This is a genomic window from Sphingomonas populi, assembly GCF_004208535.1.
In the GTDB taxonomy this organism is placed as follows: Bacteria; Pseudomonadota; Alphaproteobacteria; order Sphingomonadales; family Sphingomonadaceae; genus Sphingomonas; species Sphingomonas populi.
In genome coordinates, this window is sequence record NZ_SGIS01000021.1 from 21,403 (window position 1) to 44,846 (window position 23,444).

21 protein-coding genes and 1 tRNA gene are annotated in these 23,444 nt (G+C 66.7%); 7 read left to right on the plus strand and 15 right to left on the minus strand.

From position 1 onward, the window contains the following. Positions 1–579 (minus strand): LemA family protein, encoded by a 579-nt coding sequence (locus EWE75_RS14175; RefSeq protein ID WP_130158592.1) that lies wholly within the window; start codon positions 577–579, stop codon positions 1–3. A gap of 81 nt (positions 580–660) precedes the next feature. On the opposite strand from EWE75_RS14175, the gene mscL reads away from it, so the two are divergent. Next, positions 661–1,101: a large conductance mechanosensitive channel protein MscL gene (gene mscL / locus EWE75_RS14180; RefSeq protein WP_130158594.1), complete on the plus strand. Its 441-nt coding sequence runs from the start codon at positions 661–663 to the stop codon at positions 1,099–1,101. Between the two features lie 201 nt (positions 1,102–1,302). Here mscL and EWE75_RS14185 read toward each other — a convergent pair whose 3' ends face one another. Both EWE75_RS14185 and hrpB read right to left on the minus strand, forming a co-directional pair. Continuing rightward, positions 1,303–1,584, minus strand: coding sequence for an ETC complex I subunit (locus tag EWE75_RS14185; protein ID WP_130158596.1), 282 nt, complete (start codon positions 1,582–1,584; stop codon positions 1,303–1,305). Positions 1,585–1,616: 32 nt separating this feature from the next. After that, positions 1,617–4,163, minus strand: coding sequence for an ATP-dependent helicase HrpB (gene hrpB / locus EWE75_RS14190; protein WP_130158598.1), 2,547 nt, complete (start codon positions 4,161–4,163; stop codon positions 1,617–1,619). A 303-nt stretch (positions 4,164–4,466) separates the two neighbouring features. Here hrpB and EWE75_RS14195 point away from each other — a divergent pair, with 303 nt between their 5' ends. Beyond that, entirely contained in the window at positions 4,467–5,405 is a 939-nt protein-coding gene (locus tag EWE75_RS14195; RefSeq protein WP_130158600.1) for a cation diffusion facilitator family transporter, read from the plus strand. A 121-nt stretch (positions 5,406–5,526) separates the two neighbouring features. Here EWE75_RS14195 and EWE75_RS14200 read toward each other — a convergent pair. Further along, positions 5,527–5,601, minus strand: a tRNA-Gln gene (locus EWE75_RS14200). A 68-nt stretch (positions 5,602–5,669) separates the two neighbouring features. Continuing rightward, positions 5,670–6,797, minus strand: coding sequence for a branched-chain amino acid aminotransferase (locus EWE75_RS14205; RefSeq protein WP_130158602.1), 1,128 nt, complete (start codon positions 6,795–6,797; stop codon positions 5,670–5,672). Positions 6,798–6,868: 71 nt separating this feature from the next. Here EWE75_RS14205 and EWE75_RS14210 point away from each other — a divergent pair, with 71 nt between their 5' ends. Next, positions 6,869–7,360 carry a MarR family transcriptional regulator gene (locus EWE75_RS14210; RefSeq protein ID WP_130158604.1) on the plus strand — a complete coding sequence of 164 codons (492 nt, stop codon included), beginning with the start codon at positions 6,869–6,871 and terminating at the stop codon, positions 7,358–7,360. Between the two features lie 140 nt (positions 7,361–7,500). Next, on the plus strand, positions 7,501–7,746 hold the full coding sequence (locus tag EWE75_RS14215; RefSeq protein WP_130158606.1) for a DUF6894 family protein: 246 nt from the start codon (positions 7,501–7,503) through the stop codon (positions 7,744–7,746). A 93-nt stretch (positions 7,747–7,839) separates the two neighbouring features. On the opposite strand, the gene EWE75_RS14220 is transcribed toward EWE75_RS14215, so the two are convergent. Continuing rightward, a complete protein-coding gene (locus EWE75_RS14220) occupies positions 7,840–9,390 on the minus strand; it encodes an MDR family MFS transporter (protein ID WP_130158608.1) in 1,551 nt (516 codons plus the stop codon). Positions 9,391–9,768: 378 nt separating this feature from the next. Then, complete coding sequence (putA, locus tag EWE75_RS14225; protein WP_130158610.1) at positions 9,769–13,365, minus strand: trifunctional transcriptional regulator/proline dehydrogenase/L-glutamate gamma-semialdehyde dehydrogenase; 3,597 nt, start codon at positions 13,363–13,365, stop codon at positions 9,769–9,771. Between the two features lie 98 nt (positions 13,366–13,463). Here putA and EWE75_RS14230 point away from each other — a divergent pair, with 98 nt between their 5' ends. From EWE75_RS14230 to EWE75_RS14240, 3 genes are all read left to right on the plus strand, one after another. After that, the gene (locus EWE75_RS14230; protein WP_130158612.1) at positions 13,464–13,934 is read left to right on the plus strand and encodes an Lrp/AsnC family transcriptional regulator; all 471 of its coding nucleotides are present in this window, start codon (positions 13,464–13,466) and stop codon (positions 13,932–13,934) included. 54 nt (positions 13,935–13,988) lie between these two features. Further along, entirely contained in the window at positions 13,989–14,423 is a 435-nt protein-coding gene (locus EWE75_RS14235; RefSeq protein WP_130158614.1) for a hypothetical protein, read from the plus strand. Positions 14,424–14,583: 160 nt separating this feature from the next. Next, positions 14,584–14,865 (plus strand): hypothetical protein, encoded by a 282-nt coding sequence (locus EWE75_RS14240; RefSeq protein ID WP_130158616.1) that lies wholly within the window; start codon positions 14,584–14,586, stop codon positions 14,863–14,865. Positions 14,866–15,044: 179 nt separating this feature from the next. Here EWE75_RS14240 and EWE75_RS14245 read toward each other — a convergent pair whose 3' ends face one another. From EWE75_RS14245 to EWE75_RS14280, 8 genes are all read right to left on the minus strand, one after another. After that, positions 15,045–15,326, minus strand: coding sequence for a helix-turn-helix domain-containing protein (locus tag EWE75_RS14245; protein ID WP_130158618.1), 282 nt, complete (start codon positions 15,324–15,326; stop codon positions 15,045–15,047). After that, a complete protein-coding gene (locus EWE75_RS14250; RefSeq protein WP_130158620.1) occupies positions 15,326–15,646 on the minus strand; it encodes a type II toxin-antitoxin system RelE/ParE family toxin in 321 nt (106 codons plus the stop codon). The genes EWE75_RS14245 and EWE75_RS14250 overlap by 1 nt, the downstream gene beginning before the upstream one ends. Before the next feature lie 91 nt (positions 15,647–15,737). Further along, complete coding sequence (locus EWE75_RS14255) at positions 15,738–16,025, minus strand: type II toxin-antitoxin system RelE/ParE family toxin (protein ID WP_130158622.1); 288 nt, start codon at positions 16,023–16,025, stop codon at positions 15,738–15,740. Next, positions 16,022–16,300, minus strand: a complete 279-nt coding sequence (locus EWE75_RS14260; protein WP_130158624.1) for an antitoxin of toxin-antitoxin stability system — start codon at positions 16,298–16,300, stop codon at positions 16,022–16,024. The genes EWE75_RS14255 and EWE75_RS14260 overlap by 4 nt, the downstream gene beginning before the upstream one ends. Positions 16,301–16,550: 250 nt before the next feature. Continuing rightward, on the minus strand, positions 16,551–17,924 hold the full coding sequence (locus EWE75_RS14265) for a uracil-xanthine permease family protein (protein WP_130158626.1): 1,374 nt from the start codon (positions 17,922–17,924) through the stop codon (positions 16,551–16,553). A 118-nt stretch (positions 17,925–18,042) separates the two neighbouring features. Continuing rightward, positions 18,043–19,404, minus strand: coding sequence for an 8-oxoguanine deaminase (locus EWE75_RS14270; protein ID WP_130158628.1), 1,362 nt, complete (start codon positions 19,402–19,404; stop codon positions 18,043–18,045). Positions 19,405–19,524: 120 nt separating this feature from the next. Next, positions 19,525–20,607, minus strand: coding sequence for a purine nucleoside permease (locus tag EWE75_RS14275; RefSeq protein WP_130158630.1), 1,083 nt, complete (start codon positions 20,605–20,607; stop codon positions 19,525–19,527). Between the two features lie 61 nt (positions 20,608–20,668). Beyond that, positions 20,669–23,137 (minus strand): TonB-dependent siderophore receptor, encoded by a 2,469-nt coding sequence (locus EWE75_RS14280; protein WP_130158632.1) that lies wholly within the window; start codon positions 23,135–23,137, stop codon positions 20,669–20,671. Between the last annotated feature and the right edge of the window lie 307 nt (positions 23,138–23,444).

Genomic DNA, 23,444 nt, shown 5'->3' on the forward strand with positions numbered 1-23,444 from the left:
TTAACTACCGAAAACGACCTTCGGCGCGGTCTCCGCGCCCGGCGTTACCGCCTGGAACGGCACCATCGGCTTGGCCCCGTAGAAGATTTTCGCGCCGATCGCGTCGGGGAAGGTGCGGATCGTCACATTGTACGACTGGACCGCCGTATTGTAATCGCGCCGCGCGTTGGTGATCCGGTTCTCGGTGCCTTCGAGCTGGGTCATCAGCGTCGCGTAATTATCCTGCGATTTCAGCTCGGGATACGCCTCCTGCAAGCGCTGCAACGACAGGCCGAGCGCACCCTGAACCTGCGCGAACTGCTGGACCTTGGCCGGGTCTTTCAAATCGTCGCCCGATACCTTGACGGTGTTCGCCGCAGCGCGCGCCTGAGTCACTTCGACGAGGATCGCCTTCTCCTGCGCGCCCGCCGCCTTCACGGTGGCGACGAGATTGGGGATCAAATCCGAGCGGCGCTGATACTGGTTCTGCACCTCGCCCCATTTCGCCTTGGCGTTCTCCTCGGCGGTCGGCACGCTGTTCAATCCGCAGGCGGACAGCATCGCAGCGGCGGCGAGCGTGAGAATGGCACGAAACGTCATGCGTGTTTTCCTTCGACTTGGCGCGAGCGTCTTACCCGACTAGCATGGTCGCGCGGAAGTAAAATCGGTTGGAGGTCTCGCGTGTTCAAGGAGTTCAAGGCATTCATCGCGCGCGGCAACGTGCTCGATCTGGCCGTCGCCGTCATCATCGGCGCGGCGTTCGGCAAGATCGTGTCGTCCCTCACTGACGACATCATCATGCCCGTGATCGGCAAGATCACCGGCGGTCTCGATTTTTCGAGCCATTTCGTGGTGATGGGCGCGGTGCCGGCGAACCTCGCCGGATCGACCGATTACGCGGCGTTGAAGAAGGCCGGCGTCGCGGTGTTCGGCTACGGCGCGTTCATCACCGCGGCGGTCAATTTCATGATCCTCGCCTTCATCATCTTCCTGCTGGTGCGCAGCGTCCACAAACTGATGGACAAACCCCAGGAACCCGCCGCCGAAGCCCCGCCCGAACCCGCCGACATCGCGCTGCTGCGCGAGATTCGTGACGAGCTGAAGAAGCGGCCGACGGTGTGATGGCTGCCGGGGCTGCCCCGACAGCTAAAATCCGTTCGTCCTGAGCGAAGTCGAAGGATGTGCCCCAAACGCAGCGCTCGGGGCACGCACTTCGACAGGCTCAGTGCGAACGGGGTAGGGGGCGGTGCGATAAACCGGGCAGGCCCAAGGGTGTATCGGCCTTCCGGCTACACTCGCCACCCCGCAGGAACGAAGTCGCCGTTACCGGAAATTATCCGCATAGGCCTGCAGCTTGAGCGTGCGCGCCGGCGCGGCCAGGACGGTATAGGCCAGCCCCTCGCGTTCGGCATAGGCGACCGCAGCCTCCTGCGAGGGGAAGCCGAGGCGAAGCTGCTCCTGCGTGTCGCCCGATCCGGCCCAGCCCGTGAGCGGATCGGCGCGCTTGGCTTCGGCCGGCGCGAAATCGAGTACCCAGCTCTTGGTGCGGGCGCGGCCCGATTGCATCGCGTTCTTCGGGCTCTGGTAGATTCGGGCGGTGGCCATAACGTCAAAGATTCCCTCTTTACCCTTTCCCCTTAACGCGCCCCGCGCGCCCTTGCATCCGCGTTTTTCGTGCGCGTGGTCGGATTCGCCGCTGCGGGATCGTCGGGCCAGGGGTGGCGCGGGTAGCGGCCGCGCATTTCGCGCGCGACATCGGCCCAGCTTCCCGCCCAGAAACCGGGCAGGTCGCGCGTCGTCTGGATGGGCCGACCGGCGGGGGAGGTGAGGCTCAGCACCAGCGGCACGCGCCCGCCCGCGATCATCGGATGCGCGGCGAGACCGAACAGCGCCTGCGGGCGCAGATCGACGCGCGGGCCACCCTCGGCGGCATAATCGACCGGATGGCTGCTGCCGGCGGGCGATTGGAAATGCGTCGGCGCCTCGGCATCGAGCAGCCGCAGCGTGTCCCAGCCGATCACGCCGCGAAGCGCATCCGCAAGCGCACCGGGGTCGATCGCGTCGAGCCGACGCTTGCCCGCGAGCAACGGTGTAAGCCATTCGTCGGCGCGATCCAGCAACGCGGCCTCGTCGATCGCCTCGACCGGACGCCCTTCGCCGCGCAGGAACGCCACGCGCGCGAGCAGCGCCTGCGCCGCCTCGCTCCACGGCAACAGCCGCAACCCGCCACTCCGCACGCCGGCAAGCAACGCTTCGGCAATCGCCTGCGGATCGGCGTCGACATCGGGACCGCTCGACAGCCGGATCGCGCCGAGCCGCCGCTCGCGCGTCGCGCGCACCCCGCCGGTGGCAGGATCGAACGTTACGGTGCGATGCGTGGCGATGCGGTCGCCGAACAGCGCCTCGACGCTCGCCTGCTCGATCGGCGCGGCCGACAGGATTCGCGCGCCCGCCGCCATCCCCTGCGTCTCGGCCACCGCGAGCCACTCCGCGCGGGCGAGCGCCGAGGCGGGGTCGAGCCGGAACCCGCGTCCACCGACCGAAGCCCAGGTCTCGCCACTGGCATCGCGCCGCCGCGCGATCCGATCGGGAAAGGCGAGGGCGATCGGAACCGCAATCTCCCTCTCCCCGCTTGCGGGGAGAGGGCCGGGGAGAGGGGCAGTCCGATACGCAGCGCTGCTGGACTGCCCCTCTCCTAAATCCTCTCCCCGGAGGGGAGAGGACTTTATCAACGAAGCCCACCGCCCCGCCAGCCGCCTTGCCCCTTCAGCCCGCATCCCGCGCTCGCTGCGCCAGCGCCGCAGCCGCATCTCCAGATCGGCGTCGGTCCCGCCCAGCCCGCGCTCGCCCAGAAGCACCGCTACCTCGGCCGCCACCGTACCCAGCCCGATCTCGCCGGCCCGCACCAGCATATGCCCAAGCCGGGGCGGCAGCGGCAGCTTGGCGATTGCCGAGCCATGCGGGGTCGGCCGCCCGTCGCCGTCGATCGCTTCCAGCGTCGTCAGCCGCGCACGCGCCTCGCTGACGGCGGCCTCAGGCGGCGGATCGAGCCACGCCAGCGCGCGCGGGTCGCTCACCCCCCACAAAGCGCAATCGAGCGTCAGCGCCGACAGATCGGCTTCGAGGATCTCGGGCGGGTCAAAACGCGGCAGCCCCGCGGTCGCCGCCTCCTCCCACAAGCGATACGCCACGCCCGGCCGCTGGCGCGCGGCGCGGCCGGCGCGCTGCGTCACCGCCGCCTGGCTCGCGCGTTCGGTGACGAGCCGCGTCATCCCCGCCGCGCGGTCATGACGTGGCCGCCGCGCCAGCCCCGAATCGACCACCACCGAAATGCCGTCGAGCGTTAGGCTGGTCTCGGCGATCGAGGTCGCCAGCACGATCTTGCGCCGCCCGTGCGGGTCTGGCGCAATCGCGGCGCGTTGCGCGCCCGGATCAAGATTGCCGTGCAGCCGATGCAGCGTGATGCCGTCACCCAGCCCGTCGAGCCGCTCGGCGGTGCGCTCGATCTCGCCGACGCCGGGCAGGAAGGCGAGGATGCCGCCGCCCTCCTCGCGGAGCGCCGTCCGCACCGCAGCCGCGACCGAATCCTCGATCCGCGCTTCGGCCGCGCGGCCAAGATGGCGCAGCGTCAGCGGGAACATCCGCCCGGCGCTCTCGATGACGGGTGCCCCGCCCATCAATGCCGAGAACCGCCCGCCATCGAGCGTCGCCGACATCGCCACCAGCCGCAGATCGGGCCGCAGCCCCCCTTGCGCATCGAGCGCCAGCGCCAACCCGAAGTCGCTGTCGAGGCTGCGCTCATGCACTTCGTCGAACAGCACTGCCGATACGCCGGCCAGTTCGGGATCGGCCTGGATGCGGTTGACGAAGATGCCCTCGGTCAACACCGTCACCCGCGTCGCGGCGGAGCGCTTGCTGTCCATCCGCGTCGCATAGCCGAAGGTCCGCCCGACCGGCTCCCCCGCCAGCACCGCCATCCGCTCGGCGGCGGCACGCGCCGCGAGCCGGCGCGGCGAGAGGAGTAGCACTTCGCCGCTACACCAGTCCTCGCCGAGCAAGGCGGGGGCAACCGCCGTCGTCTTGCCCGCACCCGGCGGCGCGACCAGCACCGCGTTCGCCCCGCCGCGCAAGGCGGCGAGCAGGTCCGGCAACACGGCAAGGACGGGGAGGGCGGGATCGGCCACGGCGGCGTTCTACGCGCCGACGCGCGAAACGCCAGCCCCGGTGGTGGCAGGTTGTCTGCCTGCTGAGATACGCATTCCCCTCCCGCTTGCGGGAGGGGCTAGGGGAGGGCTTGTCCAAGGTCGCGTCCTCTCGACAGGCCCTCCCCCGACCCCTCCCGCAAACGGGAGGGGAGAAGACATGCTGCAAGAGTTAATCCACTGCCCTCCCCCAACAGCACGAACGGGTTTATGCCAAACCCGCGTCCTAGTATCACCTGCGCCGGGGGTGCTACGGCACGCGAAAGCGATACGCGGAGTTCTCCCTTGGCCGGCCATCACAACCATTCGCACGATCACGCCGGCCACTCACGCGCCGGGCACAGCCACGGCCACGGCCATGCCCACGCGCCCGCCACGTTCGACCGTGCCTTCGCGATCGGCATCGCGCTCAACATCATCTTCGTCGGGGTGGAGGCCGGCTTCGGCTTCATCGCGCACTCGGTCGCTTTGCTCGCCGACGCCGGACACAATTTGTCCGACGTGCTCGGCCTCGCCATCGCCTGGGGCGGCGCGACGCTCGCGCGGCGCGCGGCGACCAAGCGCTTCACCTATGGCCTCAAGGGCTCGACGATCCTCGCCGCGCTGCTCAATGCGCTGTTCCTGCTCGTCGCGCTCGGCGCGATCATCCTTGAGGCGGCGCAGCGGCTCGCCGCGCCCGCGCCGGTCGCCGGGGCGACCGTGTCGATCGTCGCGGGCGTAGGCATCGTCATCAACCTCGCCACCGCGTTGCTGTTCGCGCGCGGCCGCAAGGATGACATCAACATCCGCGGCGCCTTCCTCCACATGGCCGCCGATGCTGCGGTGTCGGCTGGCGTGGTGATCGTCGGCTTGGTGATCCTGCTGACCGGCATCACCTGGCTCGATCCGGCGGTGAGCATCGTCATCGCGCTGCTGATCGTCTGGCAGACGTGGGGCTTGCTGCGCGAATCGGTCGAGATGTCGCTGGCGGCGGTGCCGCGCGCGATCGATTACGACGCGGTCGGCGCCGCGCTGCAGGCGTTGCCGGGCGTGACGCGCATCCACGATCTCCACATCTGGCCGATGAGCACCACCGAGACCGTGCTGACCACGCACCTGCTGATGCCCGCCGGCCACCCCGGCGACGCCTTCCTGATGGAAACCCAGGCGATGCTGCGCGCGCGCTTCGGCATCGGCCACGCGACCGTGCAGGTCGAAACAAGCGAATGCGCGGTGGATTGTTAGAAAGCGGAATTAGCCCGGATCGCGCGCATGGCGACCGCCTACCGTCGCGGCGCCCTTTCCACCACGCTGCGCCACTTCGCCGAGGAAGCGCGCGCGCAGGCGGTGGTGGCGGAATGATGCTTGGCTGGGGCGGCAGGATTCGAACCTGCGGTACGCGGCATCAAAAGCCGCTGCCTTACCACTTGGCTACGCCCCAACAGCGAAGGCAGGCCTTTAGGCGCAGCCTCCGCCGGTGAAAAGACCCTTTTGTGAAGGGTCGTCCGATCAGGCGATCCGTTCGACCCAGCCGTGCGGGTCAGGCAGCTTGCCGCGCTGCACGCTGGTCAGCGCGTCGCGGATGCGCATCGTCGTCTGGCCGGGGCCGCCGCTGCCGATCGTGAAGTCGCCATCGGCCATCTTCATGTGGCCGATCGGCGCGACCACGGCGGCGGTGCCGCAGGCGAACGCCTCGCGCAGCCGGCCGCTCTCGGCATCGGCGCGGCACTGGTCGATCGCATAGGGCTCCTCACGCACGGTCAGCCCCATGTCCCGCGCCATCGTGAGGATCGAATCGCGGGTGATGCCGGGCAGGATCGTGCCGGTCAGCGGCGGCGTGGCGAGGCCGCCATCGTCGAACACGAAGAAGATGTTCATGCCGCCGAGTTCCTCGATCCAGCGGCGCTCGACCGCGTCGAGGAACAGCACCTGGTCGCAGCCCTTGCGCGTCGCCTCGGCCTGCGCGACCAGACTGGAGGCGTAATTGCCGCCGCACTTGGCCGCACCCGTGCCGCCCGGCGCCGCGCGCGTATAGTCCTGCGACACCCACAGCGAGACGGCGCCCGCGCCGGCCTTGAAATAGGCGCCGACCGACGAGGCGATCACCGCATAGAGATATTCCGACGACGGCTTCACGCCGAGGAACACCTCGCTCGCGATCATGAACGGGCGCAGATACAGCGATCCGCCCTCGGCCTCGGGAATCCAGTCCTGCTCGATTTTGACGAGTTCGCGCACGGAAGCGAGGAACAGCTCCTCGGGCAACGGCTCCATCGCCATGCGGATCGCGGAATCGCGGAAGCGGCGCGCGTTCGCCTCGGGCCGGAACAGCGCGGTGCTGCCATCGGCAAGGCGATAGGCCTTCATGCCTTCGAAGATTTCCTGCGCGTAATGCAGCACCGACGACGCGCCATCCATCTGGAACGGCGCGCGCGGCACGATCTTGGCGTCGTGCCAGCCCTTTTCCTCAGTGTAGCGGATCAGCACCATATGATCGGTGAAGACGCGCCCGAAGCCGGGGTTCTCCAGCAGCCGGGCGCGTTCGTTCGCCGCGATCGGGCTGGCGTTGCGTTCAAAGGCGAAGGGCGGCGCGTCGGCGGTGGTCCGATCGGCAGTGTCGAGAGTCAGATCGGTCATCGCAACCTTCGTACAATTTGATACAACTTGGGGGTTGAACCCTGATAGGGTTGCGGTCAAATCCGGTCAACATGGCTGGCCAGAACACCGCCGCGTCGCCGCTTTTCCTGCGCGAACCCGAGCTTCGGCGCGGACTCGAGCTTTTGTACTTCGGAAACAGCCACCTGACGCGCACCATCGATCAGGGATTGGCCGACCAGGGGCTGGGGCGGGCGCACCATCGCGCGCTGTATTTCATCGCCCGCCAGCCCGACCTGACCGTGAGTCAGTTGCTCGGCCTGCTGGCGATCACCAAGCAATCGCTCGGCCGCGTGCTCAACGAACTGATCGAGCGCGAACTGGTCGAGATGCGCCCCGGCGAACGCGACCGCCGCCAGCGCCTCCTCCGGCTGAGCGAGACCGGACGCCGGCTCGAAACCGAATTGTTCGACGCGCTGCGCGAGCGGCTCTCCGCCGCGTATGCAAGCGCGGGGCAGGCGGCGGTCGGCGGCTTCTGGGCGGTGCTCGAAGGGCTGATTCCGGCCGAGGACCGCAAGCGGATCGGTATGCTCGGCGGCGAGTGAAATTCGGCGATTACGTAGCTGACAAACGCCCCCGAAATGGCGCAGGTTAGGGCATAGCATTTTGATATATATCGCGCTTTTTGATATCCGGGCTAGCGGCTGAGAGACCCCGTACTCCCGCCTGAAGGTTGGAGACGGCTATGCCCCGGTATTATTTCGATATAAAAGACGGTCAGGATTTTCCGGACGCGGAAGGGTCGGAGTGGCCGGACCTTAACGCCGCCCGCGTCGAGGCGGTGCGATATGCAGCCGAAGTCCTCAAAGAGATGCCCGAACGCTTCTGGCACTGCGAGGCATGGTTGATGTCCGTGTTCGATCAGCATCGGCAACCGCTTTTCACGCTCAAGTTCGTTGCTGAGACAGCGCCCCTTCCCAAAGCGGCGTGATAGCCCGATCGGGTTTCTCCACGGGCTTGTGGCTTGCCTTTCGACCGCGCTGAGAGAGAGCGGATTCCTGTGTCCGTGTGATGCTCGGGGGCTTCAGGCTGCGACCTTTTCGGGTGCAGGCTCGACATGCCCGCTGATCTCCGCGCCAGCATCGCGCGCGAAACGCACGTTCCACAAAGTCGCGCTCAGCGAGATCGACGTCACCACCCAGAACGCCGCCGAGAAATCGTCGAGTGCCGGCGCCACATGGCCGTTCACCAGCATCGCGAGATGCAGCGCAATCGCCGCGACGCAGATGCCGAGCGACAGCATCAGTTGCTGGAAGGTCGAGTAAAACGCCGTCGCGCTGCTCATGTGGCGCTTGTCGACGCCGTCATAGGCGATCGTGTTGTAGGCGGTGAACTGGAACGACATGAAGAACCCCGAGATGCCGAGCATCCCGAACATCGCCCACACCGGCCAGCTCGGCCGGAACAGCCCGCACACCGCATAGCCTGCGGTCGCCAGCACGCCGTTCCAGATCAGCGCGCGGCGGAAGCCGAGCCAGCGCAGCACGCGCTGCGCGAGGCTCTTCATCGCGAGCGAGCCGATCGCTGTCGCCACCGTGATCGTGCCGCTGCGCGCGGCGGAGAAGCCGAAGCCGACCTGCATCATCAGCGGCAGCAGGAACGGCTGTGCGCCCTGCGTGATTCGCGTGATCGATCCGGCTATGACGGAGAGACGGAAGGTCGGATCGCGCATAAGCGAGAGGTCGAGGATCGCGCCCTCGCGACCGCGCGCATGGCGAATGTAGAGCACCCCCGCCACCACGCCGATCGCGACCAGCACCGCCGCGCTGCCGCCCTCGCCGGGGCGGCTGACCATCTCGAACCCGAACAGCAGGCAGCCGAGCGACAGCCCGCTCAGCACGAAACCGCGCACGTCGAATGGCGCCGGCTCGTCCTCCTTGATGTTGGCGATGAAGCGCCCGACCAGCCACACGCCGAGCACGCCGACCGGCAGGTTGATGTAGAAGATCCACCGCCAGTCGAGATAGGTGACGATGAACCCGCCCAGCGGCGGGCCGACGATCGGGCCGATCAGCGCCGGCACCAGCAGCCACGACATCGCGTTGACCATGTCCTGCTTGGCGACCGAGCGCAGCAGCACCAGCCGCCCGACCGGGATCATCATCGCCCCGCCGATGCCCTGCACGAAGCGCGACACCACGATCATCTCGAGCGTGCGCGACTGTCCGCAGGCGAGGCTGCCCGCCATGAACAGCAGGATCGCGGTGCGGAACACGGTGCGCGATCCGTAGCGATCCGCCAGCACGCCCGAGGCCGGGATGAAGATCGCCAGCGCGAGCAAATATGAGGTGAGCGCGATGCTCATCTCGGGCGCGCGCACCCCGAAATCGCGCGCCATCGTCGGCAGCGCGGTGGCAAGCACGGTCGCGTCGACGAACTCCATGAACAACGCGCTGGCGATGATGAGCGCGACCAGCCGGTAATTCTGCCCCGATACGGCGGGGCCGATATCCTGCGTCTTGGCGAGCGACCCCGCCGCCGGAACGATGCCGTCGCGCACCTCGGCATTGACCGAGGCGACTCCGCGCCGCCGTGGGCGCTGCGCCGGCTGACCGGAAAAGGGGAGAAGGGACATAAGGCTACTGCATTGAACGGACGAGGATCGGCTCTCCCGCGAAAGGCCGTCCGTCTGTCACGCGGGCGTACCGGCCGGGTGTATATGGGTGCAGGTGGAGGAAAAGGGAACCGTCGGAGGGAAAATCGACGGTCTCCCAATCGTCACCCCAGCGCAAGCTGGGGTCTTCGTGGGGAGGGCGTGCGAGAGCCGCACAAGACCCCAGCTTGCGCTGGGGTGACGAAGAGGCGCGGGCGAATGCCACCGCCGTCGCCCCGGCGAAGGCCGGGGCCGCTGGGTTCGTGGCACCCGGCCCGCCAAACTACGCAGCGGCCCCGGCCCCTTCGGCTGGCTGGCAAGCCAGCCGCTCAGGACAGGCTCCGCCGGGGCGACGGGCTCTCAGCCGATCGCCATCAAACTCGCATTGCCGCCAGCCGCCGTCGTGTTGATCGAGGTCGAAACCTCCTCGACCAGCCACACCGGATCATATGCGAGCGGTCGCGACGGATCGGCACGGTGGACCGGCACGATCGCCCCCGGCAGTGCCGCGACCCGTGCGAGCGTCTCGCCGGGATCGCCCTCGACCAGCGCAACCGCATAGCCCGCATCCCCCGCATCAAACGCCGCCGCCACGCTCGCCGGCAGCCCGGCGGGAAGCGCCATCCCCTCGACCACGCCGCGATTGCCCGTCGCCAGCACCGCCGCCATCTGCTCGATCAGCCCGGCGTCGCTCGCCGGCCTGAGCAGCACGCTCCCGCGCGGGTGCAACGCGTAAAGGTTGCGCTCGCCAACCGGCCCCGGCAGCACGCGCTCGACGCCAAGCGCCGAGGCCGCGCCATAGCGTAGCGCCTTGGCCGCACCGCGCGCATCGCCACGCGCCGCCAGCCAGTCGGCGAAGTCGCGCAAAGCCGCCGGAATCTGCCCGCTATGCTCGGCCACGTCCGGCGCGACCTGCACCAGCCGCCCGAGATACAGCGGCCCGCCCGCCTTCGGTCCCGTCCCCGACAGCCCACGCCCGCCGAACGGCTGCACGCCGACCACCGCGCCGATGACGTTGCGGTTCACATACAGATTGCCCGCCTGCACCCGTGCCGTCACTTCGGCGACGGTCGCGTCGAGCCGCGTGTGCAGCCCGAAGGTCAGGCCATAGCCGGTCGCGTTGATCGCCTCGACCAGATCGCCCAACCGCTCGCGCCGGTAGCGCAGCACATGCAGCACCGGGCCGAACACTTCACGCTCGACATCACCGATGCGGTCGATCTCGATGATCGTCGGCGCGACGAACGTGCCGTGCGCGGTCGATGTGGGCAGCGGCGCCTGCGTGACGGCATGGCCGCGCGCGCGCGTCGCCTCGATATGCGCGGTGATCGCGCCCCGCGCCTCGGCAGTAATGACCGGGCCGATATCGACCGCGAGCCGGTCGGTCCGCCCCAGACTCAACTCCGCAAGCGCACCCTTGAGCATCGCCAGCGTGCGATCGGCGACCTCCTCCTGCAAGCACAGGATGCGCAACGCCGAGCACCGCTGCCCCGCGCTGTCGAACGCAGAGGCGAGCACATCCGCCACCACCTGCTCGGCGAGCGCGGACGAATCGACGATCATCGCATTCTGCCCGCCGGTCTCGGCGATCAGCGGGATCGGCTTGCCCGACGGCGACAGCCGCGTGGCAAGCTGGCGCTGGATCAGCCGCGCCACATCGGTAGAGCCGGTGAACACCACGCCCGCCGTCTCAGGCGCGGCGACCAAAGCCGCGCCGATCGCACCGTCGCCCGGGAGCACTTGCAGCGCATCGCCCGGCACGCCCGCCGCGTGGAGCAGCCGCACCGCCTCGGCCGCGATCAGCGGGGTTTCCTCGGCGGGCTTGGCGAGCACCGGATTGCCCGCAGCGAGCGCGGCGGCGACTTGGCCTGTGAAGATCGCCAGCGGGAAATTCCACGGGCTGATGCACACCATTGGCCCGAGTGGCACCTGCTCCGCGCCAAACGTCGCGCGCGCCCGCGCGGCGTAATAGTGGAGGAAGTCGATCGCCTCCCGCACCTCGGCGATCGCATTGGGGAGCGACTTGCCCGCCTCGCGCACGATCAGCCCGAGCAGCACCGGCATCCGCGCCTGAAGCGCTTCGGCGGCGCGTTCAAGGATCGCGGCACGCTCGTCGACCGGCACCGCGCCCCACGTCGAACCGGCAGCCCGCGCGGCTGCGGTCTCGGCCTGCGCGACCGACGGTTCGAACACCGTGCCGACCACGTCGCGCGCGTCAGCGGGGTTGTATACCGGGCGCGCCACACCCTCACCACCTGGCGGCGCGGCGATCCAGCCGGTCGCGGCACTTTCCAACAGCGCCGCTTCAAGCGTGGTAAGCGCGCGTTCGTCGCTGAGATCCACCCCGCACGAATTGGCGCGATCAGGATAGAGCGCGGACGGCAAAGCGATCTGGTCGTGGCGCGCCCCCGGCTGCAGCATCGCCCGCACCACCTCGACCGGATCAGCGATCATCTCCGCGATCGGCACCGAAGCATCGTTGATCCGGTTGACGAACGACGAATTGGCGCCATTCTCCAGCAACCGTCGCACCAGATACGCCAGCAACGTCTCGTGCGTACCGACCGGCGCATAGATCCGGCACGGTCGCGCCAGTTTGTCCGCGCCAACCACCTGCTCATACAGCGGCTCGCCCATGCCGTGCAGGCACTGGAACTCGTAATCGCCCGTCACGAAATCCGGCCCGGCCAGATGGTAGATCGTCGCCAAGGTCTGCGCATTGTGCGTGGCGAATTGCGGGAACACCGCATCGCGCGCCGCCAGCAACTTCCGCGCACAGGCGATATACGCGACGTCAGTATGCACCTTGCGCGTATAGACCGGGAAATCCGCCAGCCCATCGACGTGCGCGCGCTTGATCTCGGCATCCCAATAGGCGCCCTTGACCAGCCGCACCATGATCCGCCGTCCGCTGCGCCGCGCCAGATCGACGATCCAGTCGATCACGAACGGGCAGCGCTTGCCATAGCCCTGCACGACGAAACCCAGCCCGTTCCAGCCCGCCAGATCGGGATCGAGCGCAAGGCTTTCGAGCAGATCGAGCGACAGCTCCAGCCGGTCAGCCTCCTCCGCATCGATGTTGAAACCGATGTCGTAGCGCTTGGCGAGCCGCGCGAGATCGGTCACGCGCGGCAGCAGTTCGGCCATCACGCGCCCGGCCTGCGCGCGCACGTAGCGCGGGTGCAGCGCCGACAGCTTGATCGAGATGCCCGGCCCGCCATACACGCCGCGCCCCGCCGAGGCGGTGCCGATCGCATGGATCGCGCGCTCGTAATCGGTGAAATAGCGCGCCGCATCGGCGGCGGTGGTCGCCGCCTCGCCGAGCATATCGTAGCTGTAGCCGAAGCCCTTCGCCTCCATCGTCCGCGCGCGGCGCAACGCCTCGTCGATCGTCTCGCCGGTGACGAACTGCTCGCCCATCATCCGCATCGCCAGATCGACCCCGCGCCGGATCACCGGCTCGCCCGCGCGCGCCACCAGCCGCGCCAGCGCCGCGCCGAGCCCGCGATCATCGACGCTGCCGACTAGTCTGCCGGTGACGACCAGCCCCCAGGTCGCCGCGTTGACGAACAGCGATTTGCCCCCGCCGAGATGCGCGCCCCAATCGCCATCGGCGATCTTGTCGCGGATCAGCGCGTCGCGCGTCGCGTCATCGGGGATGCGCAGCAGCGCTTCGGCGAGGCACATCAAAGCGACGCCCTCCTGGCTCGACAGCGCATATTCCTGCACCAGCCCCTCGACCCCGCTGCCACGCTTCTGCGCGCGGAGCGTGGCGACGAGCGTGCGCGCGGTTTCGCGCACCGCTGCGCGCGTCGCGTCGTCGAGCGTGGCGGCGGCGAGCAGGGGCGCGAGCGCCTCGGCCTCGTCGCGGCGATAGGCGGCGGTGATCGCGGCGCGCAGCGGCGTGGCCGGGCGGATCGGGGGCGCGAAGGCGGCGAAGGGCGGGGGCGTCGTCATGACGCAAATGTAGCAAAGGCGGGCGCGGGATTTCGACCGATTTCGCGGCAGGATCGTGCCGGATCGACTTTTGTTAGGCGCCGTGGCAGGCGAAACAGATGGAAAAACCGCCCGTGTCAGTCGATCTGGACGAGTTCGATCACCGCATCGTCGCGGCGCTTGTCGAGGACGGGCGGATGACCGTCACCGATCTCGCCCAGCGCATCGGCCTGTCCAAGTCGCCCACGCAAGCACGGCTACGCCGGCTGATCGCGACGCGCGTGATCCGCGGCTTCCGCGCGATCGTCGATCCGGCGCGGCTCGGCCTCGATCACGTCGCCTTCGCCGAGGTCAAACTGTCCGACACCCGCGAGGCGGCCCTGCGCGATTTCAACGCGGCGGTGCGCCGCATCCCCGAAGTCGAGGAATGCCACATGATCGCGAGCAGCTTCGACTATCTGCTGAAGGTCCGCACCGCCGACATCCGCCGCTACCGCATCGTGCTGGGGGAAAAGATCTCGAGCCTGCCGCATGTCGAGAGCACCTCGACGTTCGTGGCGATGGAGACGGTGAAGGAGCGGGGCGGGTGAGGGGGTGGTTGTCACCACTTGCCGACGCTCACCGGGCCGTGCCACCATCGGTAAATGAACAGCAAGTTGGTCTTGGAATATGAATTTAGCCCCGACGGTGACGATTTTGGGTGGCTAATCGCGAAGGTGCAGACCCCACAGTTCGGTGGCCGTAACGGCATGTGGGTTCAGTGGCAGGCTGTCGGAGACTTCGCCGCTTCGCTTTCCGCCTATCCTATCAACGCTGATAGTCCGGTCCTCGGCGAGTGGGGCTTTGGAGAACAAGGACAATATACGGAAATTACCAAGATCGGTATCGCCCCGAAAGGTTCTACCGGAGGGCTTATCATCAACGTCACGCTCGCAAATTACTACGAGCCAGAGAACCGATGCAGTACGCGTTTTGAAACCGACTATCCATCCCTTAGCGAGTTTCGGGAGGAGATTGAGCGCATGATGCACAATCGCACCGGGAGCGCTGTTCTTCAGGGTTCGGGTGATGTCGGTTGACGTCCCACTTGCAGATATTCCTGGCCAAGATCATACATGAGGTATGGTACGGACGCATTTGACTTTGGCCTCGGCAGCAGCGGCCTTGACGGCTTGCTCAGCAACGCCGCTGCTTAGCCATAAGTTCGAACTGGCATATGGAACAACGCGGTACGTACCTATGATTGGTGTTTTGGCAACTGACTACATCCCGAACGACACTAAAGTGGTTCCTAAGGCCGTAAGGAGGTGCGGTGGGCACTTCCTTGGCTTCAGTGGCGGAATCACCGATGGCGGCGAGGCTGCTTACTTTGAAGTGAATCAGAATATCCCGATGGTGACAGACTGCGTTATGAAAACTTTCCCGCAAGCTGATCTGCGACCATCAACGCTCGCGCGCAAAAAGACCGCTAAGGGCCCCGAGATAGACTACAGCGCGACTGATCTGATGAGTGTCCGTTAACCACCCACTTTTCGCCAATCGTGAGCCGTCCGAGCAGCATTATGCGTCCACCGCGCCGGGTTTGGTTGCCGTCTCACAGAGCCTGCGCGTCCCACATCGATCCGTCTCAAGCACTCAAGCCGGAACAGCCCCTTTTCGCAGTTCCGCGCGATCATCATCGCAAGTCGCTACGGGTAGCGTCAGGCGGCTTCCGCAACGTGGATATGCACCACCAGACCGGAGGCAGTCGCGAGGTTCACCAGTGCATCAAGCGAAAACTTCGCCATCTTGCCTTGCAACAGGTCGTTGAGACGCGGGCGGGTGATACCGAGACGGCTGGCCGCAACCTCCTGCGACAGGTCCCAAGCCCGCACGCGCGCTTTCAGCGCCGACAGTAACTCGGAGCGTGCCTTGAGGTTCGCGGCCTCGGCCGGGGTATCCGCCAGTGCGTCGAACACGTTATCGAAGGTCTGAACGTCCATCACTTTTGCCTCCATGCCCGCAGGCGGCTTGCCGCCAGATCGATATCGCGTTGCGGCGTTGCCTGCGTCTTTTTCTGAAAAGCATGCAGGACCAGTACCGCGTCCGGTAGTGTCGCCAGGTAGATGATCCGAAACGCCCCGGAATCCTCCCTGATCCTGATTTCCCGGACGCCCGGACCTACCGTTTTCAGTGGCTTCCAATCGTCGGGATCGTTGCCGTTCTGAACCTCTTTGAGCTGGTGGCCGGTGTCCGATCGCGCATCGTCCGGAAAATCACGCAGCCGGTCGAGGCTGTCGCCGAGGAACGCTATCGGTTTCACAAGAGCTATGTATCAAAATCGATACACTGTGGCAAGGGGGCGGTTTGGGCGCTTTCCACAAAGCGCGGTCATTCCCAAGTCCCAATCATTTTCAGGAGGGCCGGAGCGAAGGCCATTGCCGGGCAGTGTGGATCAGCACGAGTATCCAGACCGTGTCGTCGATGATTTGATACACGAGCCGATAGCTTCGGTGCGGGGTAAGCTCGCGCGTACCTGGCACTTCCCCCTCGTGTCCGATCATGGGGAAGTCGGCCAGCCCGGCAGCGGCTTCGCTGAACAGGAGATCGATCCGAAGCGCCGCGTCAGGATCACGCGCTTCGAGATACTCCCAGATCGCCGTGCGGTCCTGTTCCGCTTCCGGCGTCCATCGGACCTTCACGCCCGGTTAGGTATCCGGGCGCGACGTGCGGCGAAATCGGCCTCGACCGCCGCGTCGGGACGGCCCAACCCCTTATCGACCGAGGCGCGCGCCGCTGCGACCTTGGCGTGCAGGAAGGCTTTATGGTCGCGCTGATCCTGCTGGCGCTGGACGAACTCGCGCATCAACTCGCGTACCACCTGCGATGCCGGTCGGTGGCAGGCTTCGGCGGCGGCCATGAACTCGGCTCGCAGGTCAGGCTCCAGCTTCATCGTGAACACGGCGGCTTTCGACATGCTATCCTCGTATCGATACTGACAAAGTATATACTAATGTCCGAAGACAAGCAACGCGACTGTGCCACCGCCCGCTGTCCTACACCCGCCGCCTATGCCAAACTCGCGCCAACGCTCTTTGAAACCGTCAGCGCCACCGTCAACGGCCACCCCATGCGCGCGGTGCCCGCCGATCAGCCATGCCCAAAAGTGACACCGCCCGCACCGTGTCTCCAATGGACAACCTTAGCCACGTTCGCCGCCGCGCGCGTCAGTGTACCGTCACCGCCGCCGCACGCTCGCCAAGCCGCCCCGGCACGACCAGATTGAGCACCACCGCGATCACCGCCGCCGGCAGCACGCCCGAGGTCGCGAGGATGCGGAGCGTCTCGGGCAGATGCGCGACCGACGTCGGCTCCAGTTCCAGCCCGACGCTGATTGACAGCGCCACCCCGAAGATCAGCATGTTGCGCTGCGTCCACGTCACCCCCGACAGGATCGATACCGCCGCCGAGGCGACCATGCCGAACATCACGATCACTCCGCCGCCGAGCACCTCGATCGGGATCGTGGTGATCAGCGCGCCGATCTTGGGGAGCAGCCCGCACACGATCAGGAACACCGCGCCGAGCGTGACGACATGGCGGCTCATGATGCCGGTGATCGCGATCAGCCCGACGTTCTGGCTGAACGAGGTGTTGGGCATCGCCCCGAACACCGCCGCCAGCGCGGTGCCGACCCCGTCCGCCGTGGTCGCGCCGACCAGTTCGCGGTCGGTGGCGGGGCGGCCGGCGGTGTTCTCGCAGATCGCCGAGACGCCGCCGATCGATTCGATGTCGGAGATGAAGCCCATCAGGCAGAAGCCGAGGATCGCCGCCGCCGACACCGCGAAGCCGAAGTGGAACGGCGCGGGCAGCATCACCCAGCCCGCGCTCGATACGGCGGCGAGCGACACCTTGCCCATCGCCGCGCCGACCGCATAGCCCGCGATCAGCCCGAGCAGCACCGCCGCACTCGCCCAGATGCCGCGCGCGAAGAAGCTAAGCGCCAGCGTCACCACCACGACGACGCCGGCGAGCAGCCAGCTCGATCCCGCGCCATACGCCGGAGTGCCGATCGCGGCGACGCCGCCCGCCGAATATTGCACGCCGATCCGCATCAGCGACAGGCCGATCATCACCACGACGAGGCCCGTCACCAGCGGCGGCAGCGCGAAGCGGATTCGCCCGACGAAGAAGCCGAGACCCGCGTGGAGCAGCCCGCCGATCAGCGCCGCCGTGGTCAGCTCCGCCATCGCCGCGACGCCGTGCCCGGCGACGATCGGGATCATCACCGGCAGGAACGCGAAGCTCGTCCCCTGCACGATCGGCAACCGCGCGCCGACAGGGCCGAAGCCGATCGTCTGGAGCAACGTCGCGACGCCGGCGAACACCATCGACATCTGGATCATGTAGATCAGCGCGCTCGGATCGGGCGAGCCGAACCCGAACCCCGCCGCCCCGGCAACGATGATCGGTGGCGTCAGATTGCTGACGAACATCGCCAGCACATGCTGGATGCCGAGCGGAATCGCGACGCCGAAGCCCGGGAAATAGTCGGGATCGCGCGCATGTTCGGGCGTCATGATGGAGACGGAGCCGGTCATGTCGAGGCAACTCCGCCGTGTTCGCTGAGATGTTCTCCCGCGAAGGCGGGAGCCCAGTCTGGACTCCCGCCTTCGCGGGAGACCACGAGAAGGTCCGATTTGTTTCGGCTTGGCAGCATCAGATCAGCCCCTTCAGCCGGTCGAGCGAAGCCCGCGCCGCGCGGCAGATCGCAGTTTGATCCGCCTGCGCCAGCACCCCGCCGCGCACCACCGCGCGGCCTTCGACGAACAGGTCGCGCACCTGCGGCGGCGGTGCGAGCAGCAGCCCGGCGACCGCGTCCCACGCGCCGAGCGACGACGGGCCGGACACGTCCCACACCGCGAAGTCGGCGCGCTTGCCGACTTCGAGCGATCCGCAATCGGTCCGGCCGAGCATCTCCGCGCCGCCGCGCGTGGCGATGTACAGCGCGTCGCGTGGATCGAACGCGCCCGCGCCGCCGATCGCGCGCTGAAGCAGCATCGCCTGCCGCGCTTCGCCCAGCAGATGGCCGCTGTCGTTCGACGCCGAGCCATCGACGCCAAGCCCGAGCGGCACCCCCGCCGCAAGCATCGCGCTGAGCGGCGCGATCCCCGAGCCGAGCCGGCAGTTCGAGCACGGGCAATGCGCGACGCCGGTGCGGGTCCGGGCGAACGAAGCGATCTCGCGCGCGTCGAGCTGGACGCAGTGCGCGTGCCACACGTCCGGCCCGGTCCAGCCGAGCGCCTCGGCATACTCGCCCGGCCGGCAGCCGAATCGCGCCAGCGAGAAGGCAACATCATCGGCATCCTCGGCGAGATGCGTGTGGAGCATCACGCCCTTATCGCGCGCGAGCAAAGCCGAATGGCGCATCAGCCCCTGACTCACCGAGAAGGGCGAGCAAGGCGCGACCGCGATACGGAGCATCGCGCCGTCGGATGCGTCATGATAGCGGTCGATCACGCGGATCGTGTCGTTGAGGATCGCCGGCTCGGCCTCGACCACGCTGTCGGGCGGCAGCCCGCCCGCGCTAACACCGACGCTCATCGACCCGCGCGTGGCGTGGAAGCGGATGCCGATCCCGCCCGCCGCCGCGATCGAATCATCGAGCGTCACGCCGTCGGGGAACAGATAATGGTGGTCCGAACTGAGCGTACAGCCCGACAAGGCCAGTTCTGCGAGTCCAAGTTGCGTCGCCGCGAACACATCCTCGGGTCGGTAGCGCGCCCAGACCGGATAGAGCGCCTTGAGCCAGTCGAACAGCGACGCGTTGACCGCCTGCGGAAGCGCGCGCGTGAGCGTCTGGAACAGATGATGGTGCGTGTTGACGAGGCCCGGCGTGACGACGCAGCCAGCGGCGTCGAGGATATGGTCGGCCTCTTCGATCAGGCGTGCGAGGTCGGCGGTGGTGCCGACCGCTTCGATCACGCCACCCCGAAACGCGAGCGCACCGCCGGCGATTTCGCGGCGGCTGTCGTCCATCGTGACGAGGACATCGGCGTTCTTGAGGACGGTGAGCGTCATCGCGCCGCTACCGTTCTCCCGCGAAAGCGGGAGTCCAGGGCCAGGCAGCGCCGCGTTCGTGGCTCTGGATCCCCGCCTTCGCGGGGGAACGGCGGATGCAGGACAGAGCGGCGTGTGGCTTCACTCCGGCACGCTCTTCTCATAGCGATCCCAGTGCGCGGTCAGCTCGTCCACCACCTTCGAGCCGACGGTGTAGAGGTTCTCCAGCGCCGCGTGCATGCCGGCATAGCCCTCGTTCTCGCGCAGCAGATAGGTCGCGGCATCGACGCCCGGCGGCGGCATCGTGTAATTGCTCGCACCCCGCAGCACCATGAAGCGCCGCTTGTCGACCCGGCCAATTGTGTCGAGGTATTCGATCGACTGGTACGTGCCCGTCTCCTCCATCGCCGAGGTGACGAACGCGCCTTGCCCGCGCGTCCAGTATTTCACCCAATCTTCAGCCCAGCCGGTCATCAGCTTGCCGTGCCAGAAGGTCATCGCGGCGAGATTGTCGCCCTTGAGCACGAACGGCGGGCGTTGCCCTTCGGGATAGCCGGTGAAGCGCGCGCGCGCGGCCTTGAGGCCAGCTTCGTCGGGCAGCGCGATATCCTTGGTCAGCGCGAACGCCCAGTCGCGCAACGCACCGTTGATCTCAAACACCTCGCCCTGGCCGACCGGCGGGCTGGGGTCGTTCGGCCCCTTGCTGTGGAGCGGGAAATAGCCCGATTTCCAGTCTTTGGGGATTTCGCGCGCGTCGATCTCATGCGCGAGATCGCCATCGACAAGATAGCGCGCCCATGCCGCCGAGCCGATTGACGCCTTGGCGGGATCGACCCCGGCGATGCCCGCGACCAGCCAATAGGCGTGGGTGAGATCGAACCGCTGGTCGAGCCCCAACGCGAGCGTCGCGGTCGCCGAGCGGATGCTGCCCATCCCCGTGACCATGCCGAGCGTTTGGGTGTCGGGATTGTAGTACAGATCGTGATAGGATTGCGGGAAGGGGATGCGCGTGTCGAGGTGACGACGCTCCTTCCAGAGCTGGAACTCGCCGGGCACGTCGCCGCTGTCCTTGCAGATCTCGAACATCGTGACGATCACGACCTTGACGGGCAGGGGATGCGCGCAGGCGCCGCCGGGCTGGCAGTCCGCCGGGGCGGCAAGCGCGGGCGTGCCAAGGCCGAGCAACGCGGCGGCGAAAAGCGTGGCGCGGGTCAGCAGGCGCATGGGCGGCATTCCACAATCAAAAACACAGGGGCGCCGACCGCAGCCGGCGCCCCTGAAGAGATCAGAACTTGTACTGGATCGTCGCCTGGAAGCTCCGCGGCCGTTCGGGAAGCACGATCGTGCCGCCGAACAATTCGGTGAAGTTGGCGCGATAATAGGTCGCATCGGTCGCGTTCTTAACGATGACACGGAACAGGAACGGTCCGGTCTCGTAGGACGCGCCGATGTCGAGCAGCGTGTATTCCGGCAGCTTGACCGTGCGCGACTGGCCCGAGAACACCGAGTCGACATGGACGAGGCTGGCATTGAAGGCGACGCCGTTGTCGAACTTGTAGGTGCCGGTGGCGGTGTAGGTGTTGGTCGGGATGCCCTGCCGCCGCGAGGCTTCCTTGTCGGGGATCGACACGAAGCCGCCGGGCTGGCCGCCGAAGATCAGCGCCGGATTGGTGACGTTGGTGAGATCGCCGACCCCGAAGAAGCTGAAGGTCGAACCGGCATCGAAGAAGGTCAGGTTGTAGACCTTGAGGTGGGTGTACGAGCCGGTGAGAAGCAGATGCTTGTCGACCGACCAGCGCATTTCCGCCTCGATGCCCTTGGTCTGCACTGACTGGTTGACGGTCGACGACTGGATGTTGTGATCGACGCGCTCCTGATTGTAGACCGACAGCGCACCGTACAGCCGCCCGCCGAGCCAGCTTCCCTTGATGCCGCCTTCGTAGAGCTTCGATGCGGTCATGAAGGTGCCGGCGATCGCGGTGTCGGGGTCGATTTCCGAACCCTGGCCGGCGATGATCGTCGTCTGGCGTGAGATCGTGCCGTAGGGGATCAGCCCGAACGGCAGCTTGTACGAGACGCTGGCGTTCCACGACCAGCCATCGTTGCTGCCCGACCCGGACACGGCGTCGCTCGGCGCGAATTCCATTTTGCTCGGGTTGTAGGACGAGGTGACATCGACCTTGTCGTACCGACCGCCGAGGATGACATCGAGGCCGAAGTCGAAATCGGCGTCGAGCAGGCCGGCGAAGCCGTAATCGGTGGAATGGCCCTTGATGTAGTTGGTGTAGTCGCAGCCGCATTCGTTCGACAGCAACCGGTTCGAGGCCGGCGTGTAACCTTGCGAAAGGTCGACACGGTGGAAATATTCGTAGGTGAAATCATCGCCGTGCAGGAAATGCGTATAGCGGATCGACGGCGATAGTTGCAGGCCGAATTTGCCGATATCGGTCTTGAAGGTTTTCGCCGCGACGATCTTGTCCTCGATGACATAGGACTGATGGAATTGCGAAAAACCGTAGTCGTTGTTGTTCTTGTTGCGGGTGCCGTCGTAGAAGAGCTGGTTCTTGATCTCGAGATCGTTGCCGCCATCCCAGATGATGTCGAAATACCCGGTCGACTGCTTGTTCTTGAGGAAATCGTTCGGCCCGGTCAGCACGTCCTTGCGGCTGAGCGTGGTCGTGCCGGGGTTGGTGAGCGCGAGCAGCGGCGAGAAGCTGGCGTCGGTGAACATCGTCGGCGATGGCCGGAACGGGTTGAACACGCCGGTGCCGCCTGCGGCCTTGATTTCCGCCGGCGACATCTGGCCATCGCCGTTGGTGTCGAGCGAGACCGGCGTACCCGTGATGTACGTGCCGTTGTCGACCAGCGCCTGGGTCAGGCGGTTCCAGCCGCCGTTCTGCTGGCCGTCGTACTTCTGGTACATGCCGCCGAACTCGACGCGCAGGCTATCCGTGATCTGGTTGTCGAATGCCGCCTGCAGCACGACGTTGCGCGTCGACATGTTGCGGTAATAGCTGCCCGAATCCTCGACCTCGCCGTACAGGCTGTAGCCGAATTCGGTGCCGCCGAAACGCAACGGACCGCGCAGTTCGGCCTTGATGTCGTTGTACGACCAACTGCCGCCGGTGTAGCTGAGCTGGCCCTCGGCGTGATCGAGCAGCGCGCCGCCCTTCACGCGCGCCGATTTGGGCACGAAGTTCATGTAGCCGCCGGTCTTGGACGGGCCGTAGATCGGCGAGGACGGGCCGCGCACGATGTCGATGCGGTCGGCAGCGGCGATCGGCGTGGGGTAATTGCCGGGGTTGTCGAGCCGGCGCATGCCGCGGAAGAACACTTCGCCCGGCGTGCCGCGGATATCGAGCGCGCCGCCGACCCCGAAGAACGAGTTGGTGAACGTGCCCGGCGATTGCGCGACGAGATCGTAGATGTCGGTGACGCCGTAGCGCTCCATCTGCTCGGAACTGATCGTCGAGACCGAACGCGGCGTTTCCAGCACGCTCTTGTTGAAGCCGAAGATCGAGCTGACATCCTGGTTCGGCAGCGCGTTGAGCGCGCCGGTGACGACGATGTCCTTGTCCTCGTCGGGCGCCGCATCGGGTGCCGGTGCCGGAGCTGGCGCATCGGCCGCCCACGCGGGCGCCGCAACCGCCTGGCAGGACAGCAATGCCGCCGCGAGCGCGGTCAGCGACGTGTAGGTGCGACGATGCCGCGCGGCGGAATCGTTCCTGAAACCAAGAAGGTAAGTCTGTGCCATCAATGAATGTCCCCCATTTCGCGGCGGGCGGCTTTTGTCTCGCCCGCTGCCGACCCGATTATGTTCCTGCCCCGCCTGCCCATCCAATTCCCCGGATGTTGCAGTGCGTCATAGTAATGACGCCAACGCAATATTGTAAAGAAAATCCTATTCTCATTCGGAAATCGTAAGTCATGAGATTCGGTTACACCCGACCCATGCCACACGGTTTCAAAAGCCAAATGCTCGCGGCATCGCAGCATTTATGGTGCGTAGGGGGTTGACGTAGCTCCATCAAACGCAATGAATCCCACGGAGCGTTGCAAAA